Raw genomic sequence first — 8863 nt, forward strand, 5'->3', positions numbered from 1 at the left:
AGCCTGCATGGGCACAAAATGCGGCCAAAATACGATGGCCATACTCAGTTAATACTGATTCTGGATGAAACTGAATACCATATATGGCGTGTTCGCTATCACGGATGCCCATGATTTCGCGATACGCTGAATGCGCCACCCAAGCGTCCTCGACCAAGCCATTAGGTAGTGTATCGGCCGCAACCAGCAAAGAATGATAGCGCGTGACACGAAACTCTGGAGGTAAGCCGGCAAAAAGCCCTTGCCCATGGTGTGCCACCAACGACGTCTTACCGTGCATGACCTGATTCGCTCGCACCACGTTTGCACCATATGCTTGCGCAATTGCCTGGTGCCCAAGACACACACCCAATATGGGTACTTGTCCAGCAAAACGCTCAATAGTAGCAAGACTAATCCCAGCGTCACTCGGTGTGCCCGGTCCGGGTGAAATAATAACCCCCGTGGGCGCCATGTCACAAATCGCTTGCACACTAATTTGATCGTTGCGGTAAACAACCACTTGCTGCCCTAGCTCATTAAAGTAGCGCACTAAATTATGCGTAAATGAATCGTAGTTGTCGATCATCAACAATTTAACCATGGCAACCTCTTGTTTTTTCTGTATTTTTTTTAATCATTCTTGGGTCTATATACACAGATATATACACACATGCACCGGATTTCGGCAGCACAAGCGCCGGATAATGCCCTTGTGGGGTGGCAGCGAGCATGGAGGCTGGCCTCACGGTGCGTCTCTGCAAGACGCCTTGATGAGACTCCTTGCAAGACTGCCGGCCTGAATGCCGGTGAGCGACGCGCACAACCGCGCACCACGAGGACGTGGTGCGCGAGGCGCTACCTATGGCTGGGGGATTTAATGGCATCGGGCAATCTCCTGAGTCTTGGAGCCGCCATGCCGGAGAGCCATCTATTGAACCTTGCCCGCCGGTGGGGCGGCAAGGTGCGGATCAAAGCCGCAACGACGTGCCGCTTCTACCGGAAGCGCCACCACTGAGCAATGTTGATCGATGCAGTACGGGTCATGGCAGACCGAGTTAAACCGGGGAAGATGCGTAGGAAGCGAATCACCCCACAGCAGCTTCATATCCGAAGCATTGTAACATGCACCTCTCTTTGCCGTCTAACAGTTGAGCTGCAAGGAGTCGCTTTCCTAGCAAGGCTTCGAGCATCCGATCAAGGTGGGCGTTGACCCTATTGGCCGTCGAAATTGATTGCGAACTTGGCTCATTCCATGGTAGCCTGCTGCAATGATGCGTATTTTGTTCAGACATAGGCTGGCAGTGATGGCGTTGCTTCTTGCAACGTTCGTTGTCATTCCTATGGCTGATGCGGTCTTGTGCGCATCTGAGGGTGGGGATACGTATTCATACGTTGAAACCCATAGTGACGATAGCAAGGACAAGGATTCCGACTTCGGTCATGGCGCCTGCAGCCACGGGCATTCTCACCATACATGCGACCACGTTCCCCCGCGTTCAGCGGTCGAGGTCGCTTCCCTGCCCCTGGCGCACCAACGGCCAGACAGTGATGCCATCGCATCACACACGCCTGATGGATTGATGCGCCCCCCCAAAGCCTGACGAATCCGGACCGTGCTGCTTGCACGGTCGTTTCGTCAACTCGTTTAGCTTTGGGAGTCTTCTCATGTTTATATCGTTCGACCGACCGCTATGCGCGGTTGGCTTTGCTGTGGTCGCTACAACGATCACGCTGGCATCACCAGCAAGTGCCGAGCCCGCTCCGCCTTATGAAACACTGATCGAGCATCTCGATCGAACCCCGGCGACACTAGAAGCCGAAGCGTTGCTCGACGCCGCCAAGGCGCGCGCGCAACAAGCCCATGCGTTGCCTAATCCTTCCATTTCCCTGGAAGCCGAGAACGCTTACGGTCGCTCGCCGTTCACTGGCTATGGCGCCGCAGAGACCACGTTTTCCGTCAGTCAACCTCTGGAACTGTGGGGACAGCGGGGCGCGCGTGTCGGTGCCGCACGGGCGGAAGCCGAGGCGGCCGGCCTGCGCCGCGACCAGTCGCGATGGGCGGTCGCCGGCCGCCTGGCGCTGATCTATGCCGAAGCGGAAGCAGCCTCTTTGCAGCATGAGCTGGCTATCGAGGCGCTGTCGCTGACGCAGGCGGATGCAAACGCGGTGATGGCCCTGGTGGAAGAAGGTCGCGAGGCTGTGCTTCGTGGGGTTCAGGCCGAAAGCGAGGTGGAAGCTGCTCGCGCCGTCGCGGACGAAACACAGGCAAACCGAGATGCGGCTTTCGCGCGTCTCGCCGCAGCAGCGATGCTGACCGAACCTGTCACATCCATCGGAACCAGCCTGCTAGATCGCGCACCCAGCCCCTTTGCACAGGATGTACGCAATCCCTTGGCTGTTCAGATTGCCGAAGCCGAACTGGATGCGGCTGGTCAATCCGTAACCGTGGAGCGACTGCGTGCTCGTCCCGACGTGACCGCGTCGCTCGGTGTCCGACGATTCCAAGAATACGACTCCCAAGCACTTATGTTCGGCATCAGCGTATCCGTTCCGCTGCTCGATAGGAATAAGGGCGCTATCAGTGCAGCGCGTGCCGAGCAGCGAGCTGCCGAGGCGCGGCTGACCGGTTTGAAATTGGAGGTCCAGGCAGATCGCAGTGCTGCACAAGCCCGCCTTGATGCGTCGATCACCCGGACACGTGCTGCCGATAACGGCGTCGCTTCTGCCGAAGAAGCCTACCGCCTTGCACGCGCTGGCTTCGATGCCGGGCGCATCTCGCAGTTGGAGCTGCGCAGCATACGGGCGGCCTTGATTGCCGCACGCAATACCGCAGTGGACGCACGCCTGGCGCGCGTCCGTGCAGAAGTCGAACTCGCGCGCCTCGACGGCCGCGCTCCATTTTGAGGAAGCATTGATGACACCCAAAAATATCCGGCTCCTCTTTGGAGCAGCACTGCTTGCCGCACTTGGAGCGGGCTTTGGCCTTGCCCAACTGATCCCCCACACGGAGCACGCTGCTCACGTCAAGGGCGATGATCACGATGACCATGACGACCACGATGACGAGGCGCCCGAAGGTGTTGTCATCCTGACGGCGCGACAAATCGAGGCGTCAGGCATCGGTATCGTCGCGGTGGGTCGTGGCGGCGGCAACGAGACTCGACTGACGGGGCGGGTCGAATCCGCCCTGGACGCACGCACAGCGATCTCCGCCATCGTGGGCGGCCGAGTCGAGCAGGTACAGGTCGCACCCGGCTCGCCGGTTGAAGCGGGCCAAACGCTGGTTGTGGTGATCAGCGGCGAAGCCGCCACTCTGCGCGCCAATGCCGAGGCCGCGGCCGCCGAGGCGGAAGCCGCACGCCTGGAATATCGACGCGACTCGAATCTGGTTGAACTGGGCGTGGTGGCCCGCCGGGAACTGGAAGCGTCCCGCGCCCGCTCACTGGCCGCCGATGCGGCAGCCAGGGCGGCACAGGCACAGGTGGTGGCAGCCGGCGCCCCTGACGCACAGGGCCGTGTCGCCATCGTCAGCCCGATCGCGGGTGTTGTCGGCACAGTCCAAGTCACGCCGGGCGGATTCGTCGCTGCCGGTGGTGGCGTCGCGGAGGTTTCCAATCCCGCGCAGACCGAACTCGTCTTCACCGCGCCACCGGCCCTGGCGGCGCAGGTGATCTCCGGATCTCGCATCGGAGTCAGAAGCCCCTCCGGCGATTTCGAAGCGGTGGTATTAGGGGTGGCCGCCAATGTGCGTGAGCAAGGCAATGCCACCCTCATCCGGGCTCGTCCGGTTTCGGGCGTCCTGCCACCCGCCGGCTCGCCAGTGACGGGGGTCATTGTTACCGATAGGCAGGAAGATGGCCTGACCGTCCCCGCCGACGCGGTGCAAACGGTGGACGGGCGATCGGTGGTGTTCGTCGCCACTGACGAAGGCTTCCGGGCAACGCCGGTGCTCGCTGGCCGTCAAGCTGGCGGCCATATCGAGATACTGAACGGGCTTGATGGCTCAGAGCGCATCGTTGGGATCAACGCCTTCCTTTTAAAAGCCGAACTCGCCAAAGGCGAGGCCGAACACAGCCACTGAGGAAGCAACCCATGTTCAAGTTCATTATCGAAACCTCAGTGCGCTTTCGCTGGTTCGTGGTGATCGCCGCCGCCGTGGTGGCCGCCTATGGCCTGCTCGAACTGAACCGGCTGCCGATCGACGCGGTACCGGACATCACCAACCGCCAGGTGCAGATCAACACCATAGCGCCCGCGCTCGCGCCCGGTCAGATCGAGCGCCAGGTAACCTATCCACTTGAAACAGCCTTGGCCGGCATCCCCGGGCTGACTAGCACCCGCTCGATCTCACGTAACGGATTCTCCCAGGTCACCGCCATTTTCACCGACCAGACCGACATCTACTTCGCACGCCAGCAAGTGGCCGAACGCATGCGCGAAGTGGAGGAGGAGTTGCCCGAAGGGGTGACGCCGATGATGTCGCCGGTGACCACGGGTCTGGGCGAAGTACTGATGTGGACGGTGGACTATGTACCGTTCAACAGCACTAATCTCGCCGAGCCCGGTCAACCCGGCTGGCAGGAGGGCGAGGTCTATCTGACGCCGGAAGGTGAACGGCTGACCACGCCCGAGGCGCGCGCCACCTATCTGCGCACGGTCCAGGACTGGATCATCGCACCGCAGATGCGGTCCACGCCGGGCCTGGCAGGCATCGACACCATCGGCGGATATGTCAAGGAATACGCGGTGCGGCCCGACCCGGCCAGGCTCGCTGCCTATGGACTCGGCCTCAGCGATCTGGTCCAGGCGCTGGAGCGCGCGAATGTCCAGGCCGGCGCAGGTTTCATCCAGCGTGGCGGTGAAGGCCTGGTGGTGCGCGCCGACGCGCTGGCCGAGACGGTGGAAGACCTCGCCCAGGCGCCGGTGGCCAATCGCGCCGGTCTGGTCGTGCGCGTCGCCGATGTGGCGACAGTCGAGATCGGCCAGGCGCCGCGCCTGGGCGCGGCGACACGCGATGGTCATGAAGCGGTACTCGGCACCGCGCTGATGATCGCCGGCGGCAACAGCCGCACCGCCGCCCAGGCAGCGGCTGCGCGGTTGTCGCAAGTCAGCCAGTCGCTGCCCCCAGGCATCATCGCAGAGCCGGTGCTCGACCGCAGCGTGCTGGTCAATGCCACGATCAGGACGGTCGCCACAAACCTGACGGAAGGCGCACTGCTAGTGATCGCAGTGCTGTTCCTGCTGCTCGGCAATATCCGCGCGGCGGCGATCACTGCGCTGGTGATCCCGCTGTCCTTCCTGTTCGCGGTCATCGGCATGAACCGGTTCGGGATCAGCGGAAACCTGATGAGCCTGGGCGCTCTCGACTTCGGCATTCTGGTCGATGGGGCGGTGATCGTGATCGAAGCGACGCTACGGATGCTCGGCCAGCGGCGTCAGGAGTTGGGTCGACCGCTGACCGCGATGGAACGCCTGGGTGTCGCCATGCAAGCAGCTCGCAAGATGGTGAGGCCCGCCGCCTTTGGCCAGCTCATCATTCTGTTGGTGTTCGCGCCGATCCTGATTCTCGAAGGGGTAGAAGGAAAAACCTTCCAGCCGATGGCAGCCACCTTCATGCTGGCCCTTGCCGGTGCGTTCGTCCTCTCCTTTACCCTCGTACCGGCGATGGCCGCGCTGTTCGTGCGTGAGCCCAAGTCTGTCCCTGAGGCCAGTGAAGGCCAGCACGAAACCCGCGTGATCCGCTTTGTACGGCACTGGATCGAGCCGGTGATTCGCGCCGCCATCGTGCGCCCCAAGATCGTGCTGGGATCGGCGCTGCTGGCGTTGGTCATCGGGGCGTCGGCTTTCCTGTCCCTGGGGCGGGAGTTCACGCCGACGCTGGACGAGGGTGACATCGCCATGCAGGCGCTGCGGGTGCCGTCCGCCTCCCTGGAACAGTCGCTGAGCATGCAGATGGCGCTGGAACAGGCGATTACCGCCCAGCCTGAAGTGCGCACGGTCTTCTCCCGCACCGGCACTGCCGAGGCTGCGATGGACCCCATGCCACCGAATATCTCCGACGCCGTGATCATGCTCAAACCTCGGAGTGACTGGCCCGACCCGTCGCTCGGCAAGGAGGCACTGGTCGAACGGATCGCCGCTGTCGCCGACGAACAGATCGGCAACGCCTTCGAGTTCAGCCAGCCGATCGAGCTGCGTTTCAATGAACTGATCTCGGGCGTGCGCACCGATCTTGCCGTCATGGTCTTCGGTGAGGATTTCACGGTCCTGCAAGGAATCGCGGACCAGGTGGCGAACCGGCTGCGCCAGATCGAAGGCGCGGCGGACGTGCGTGTCGAGCAGGTGTCGGGGCTGCCAACCCTGACCGTGCAGGTCGATCGGTCGGCCGCGGCGGCTTACGGGTTTGCCGCCGCTGACGTCAGCGAAGCAGTGGCCATCGGCATTGGCGGCATGGCCGCCGGACGCATTTTCGAAGGCGATCGCCGCTTCGACGTGGTGGTTCGACTGGATGAGGAAGCCCGCAGCGATCCCGCCAGCCTGGCCGCGCTGCCGATCACAACCCCCACCGGCACCACAGTGCCCCTGTCTTCGGTGGCACGCATTCAGATCAGCGAAGGTCCGAACCAGATCAGTCGTGAAAACGGCAGCCGCCGCATGGTGGTACAGGCCAACGTCCGTGGCCGCGACCTGGGCGGCTTCGTCGCCGAGGCGCAGGACGCGGTGGCCGGCGTCGCGTTGCCGGCCGGCGTCCATCTCGACTGGGGCGGCCAGTTCGAGAATCTTCAGCGCGCCGAGCAGCGGCTGATGGTAGTGGTCCCGTTCGTCTTCGTGCTGATCGGCGTACTGCTGTTCATGGCCCTGGGCAGTATCAGGGAAGCCGGCCTGGTGTTCGTCTGTGTCCCCCTTGCGCTGGTGGGCAGCGCGCTGGCCCTGCTGGTGCGCGGGATGCCCTTCTCGGTGTCGGCAGCCGTGGGCTTTATCGCCGTGTCGGGTGTGGCGACGGTCAACGGCCTGGTGCTGATGCAGGCGATTCGCGAACGCCTGACCGCGGGCGATCCGCCGCTGGAAGCCGCCGCCGCCGGTGCCGCCAGTCGTCTGCGGGCCGTCCTGACCACAGCGCTGACTGGCATCGTCGGCTTCATTCCGATGGCGATCGCCACAGGCGCAGGCGCGGAAGTACAAAAGCCGCTTGCCACCGTAGTGATCGGCGGATTGCTGACCGCAACTGCACTGACCCTGCTGGTGCTGCCTACCTTCGCCGCGCGAGCTGCGAAGCCGCACATCAATAAAGGAGCCAGCGCATGACGAACAAACTGCGCCTCGATCTTCCCATCCTGCTGCCGAACATTCTGCACGACGCCGATGCCTGCGTGGGACGGCTCCTGGCCGCCATGGCGGACGTGCGCATACTGGTCTTCGATCCGAACGCCGCGATACTGGACGGCCTGCCTGTCTACGAAGACTGATCCCTCCATCTTGAGCCCCTTCACGGGGCTCTTTCTCTTTGTGCCCCGCAGAAATAGGGATGGCTGCGGAAGCCGATTGACGGTCGCCGGTTCGCCGCCGCCATGCCACGCTGCGGCCATGTTCCGCTGATCCGTCAGCAACATGCCCAGGTAGTCACGGTCTTCGAGGCTACGACGCGGTTCCGACCGCGTGACCGATCCAGTTCGCACCAGCATCCCATGCGCGAACGTTCGCCCTCCCAGGGCGAAGGATGCACAAGCAGTACCTGGATCGTTCGATCCATCAACCCGCGCGGGGGTTATGCCTCCCCGCCGGGGTGGGTGTGTCTCCGCCTTCTTGTCCATCAAGTCTGGAGATTCACCATGACCACTTCATCCGAAAAGTCCAACTTCTTCGATCTGCACATCACCGGCCTCGGGTATCTCAATCGCATCCGCGAAGTGAAGCCCAAGAAAGGCGATGCCTTCCTGGCCTGCGACATCGCAGCGCTCAATGGTCCCAGCGATAAGCCGGAGTACCGCCGTTTCGACGTGCGCGTATCCGGCAGCGAAGCGCAGCACCTGATCCGCCGTTGCGTCCCCGCCGTCGAGGCCGAACGCAAAGTGCTGATCGGCTTTCGCCTGGGCGATCTGTGGACCGACATCTTCACCTACAGCAAGGGGAAGCGTGTCGGCGAACAGGGCATCAGCCTGAAGGCCCGCCTGCTCTTCGTGAGCTGGATCAAGGTCGATGGCCAGCTCGTCTACAAGGCCGAACCCAAGGCCTCCGAGGAAGCGGCTCGCGACGAAGCGCCCAGCGTTTCGAGCGAACCCGCTGTCCAGGATGCACCCGCATCCGAGACGGTTTCCGACGACGAAGCAGCCGAAGTACCGGCGTTGGCCGAGTCGTTCTGAACCCACAAGGCCCCTTGCCGGGGCCTTGCTTCCTTTCCATCCAACGAACCGCCGGTCTTTCCGGTCGGCGTCTCGTGACCTCATCGTAAGGAGCTGACCCATGATTACGCTTCCCGGCCAATTGGCCATCAAGACCATCCACGGCAGGAACGGCGACTTCAACGTCGGCCGCCTCGCCACCTCCATCGGCGAGTTCGTCATCAAGAACGCCGAGCTGGACCAGTACCGCGAAGGCAAGTACGAGGGCGATTTCGTCATCACCGAGATTCGTCCTTCGACGTACAACACCAGCGGCCGCATGGTCATCGAGATCCGCGCGCACCTGGGCGGAATGACCTTATCGAACATCGATCACCTGAGCCGCGATGAAGCCAACCGGCTGAGTCCGCAGGAAGTCGACGCCACGCTGTTCGGCGCTCTCTGGCCGCTGGGCGAGATCGTCAAGCTCGATGCCACCGTCGATCGCCGCCTGTTGCGTCAGCAACGCGACCGTCTCGGTGCCTTGGGCTACGAGTTCGCGC

At 62.6% G+C, this 8863-nt stretch carries 8 protein-coding genes; 7 read left to right on the forward strand and 1 reads right to left on the reverse strand.

Annotation, left to right across the window (positions count from 1 at the left end; genetic code table 11):
- Positions 1 to 583 (reverse strand): anthranilate synthase component II (locus tag Q3O60_RS17390; RefSeq protein ID WP_305895196.1); only part of this gene is annotated, 583 nt, incomplete at its 3' end.
- Positions 584 to 843: 260 nt separating this feature from the next.
- Here Q3O60_RS17390 and Q3O60_RS17395 point away from each other — a divergent pair.
- From Q3O60_RS17395 to Q3O60_RS17425, 7 genes are all read left to right on the forward strand, one after another.
- Positions 844 to 1041 carry a hypothetical protein gene (locus Q3O60_RS17395; RefSeq protein WP_305895197.1) on the forward strand — a complete coding sequence of 66 codons (198 nt, stop codon included), beginning with the start codon at positions 844 to 846 and terminating at the stop codon, positions 1039 to 1041.
- Between the two features lie 606 nt (positions 1042 to 1647).
- On the forward strand, positions 1648 to 2886 hold the full coding sequence (locus tag Q3O60_RS17400) for a TolC family protein (RefSeq protein WP_305895198.1): 1239 nt from the start codon (positions 1648 to 1650) through the stop codon (positions 2884 to 2886).
- 10 nt (positions 2887 to 2896) lie between these two features.
- Positions 2897 to 4063: an efflux RND transporter periplasmic adaptor subunit gene (locus tag Q3O60_RS17405; protein ID WP_305895199.1), complete on the forward strand. Its 1167-nt coding sequence runs from the start codon at positions 2897 to 2899 to the stop codon at positions 4061 to 4063.
- Positions 4064 to 4074: 11 nt separating this feature from the next.
- Positions 4075 to 7287: an efflux RND transporter permease subunit gene (locus tag Q3O60_RS17410; protein ID WP_111569151.1), complete on the forward strand. Its 3213-nt coding sequence runs from the start codon at positions 4075 to 4077 to the stop codon at positions 7285 to 7287.
- Positions 7284 to 7448 (forward strand): hypothetical protein, encoded by a 165-nt coding sequence (locus tag Q3O60_RS17415; RefSeq protein WP_198679896.1) that lies wholly within the window; start codon positions 7284 to 7286, stop codon positions 7446 to 7448. Before Q3O60_RS17410 ends, Q3O60_RS17415 begins: the two co-directional genes overlap by 4 nt.
- Before the next feature lie 363 nt (positions 7449 to 7811).
- Positions 7812 to 8342 carry an STY4534 family ICE replication protein gene (locus tag Q3O60_RS17420; protein WP_305895200.1) on the forward strand — a complete coding sequence of 177 codons (531 nt, stop codon included), beginning with the start codon at positions 7812 to 7814 and terminating at the stop codon, positions 8340 to 8342.
- A 100-nt stretch (positions 8343 to 8442) separates the two neighbouring features.
- Positions 8443 to 8863 (forward strand): DUF3275 family protein (locus tag Q3O60_RS17425; RefSeq protein WP_305895201.1); only part of this gene is annotated, 421 nt, incomplete at its 3' end.

The organism is Alkalimonas collagenimarina (assembly GCF_030717845.1).
GTDB classification, from domain to species: domain Bacteria; phylum Pseudomonadota; class Gammaproteobacteria; order Enterobacterales; family Alteromonadaceae; genus Alkalimonas; species Alkalimonas collagenimarina.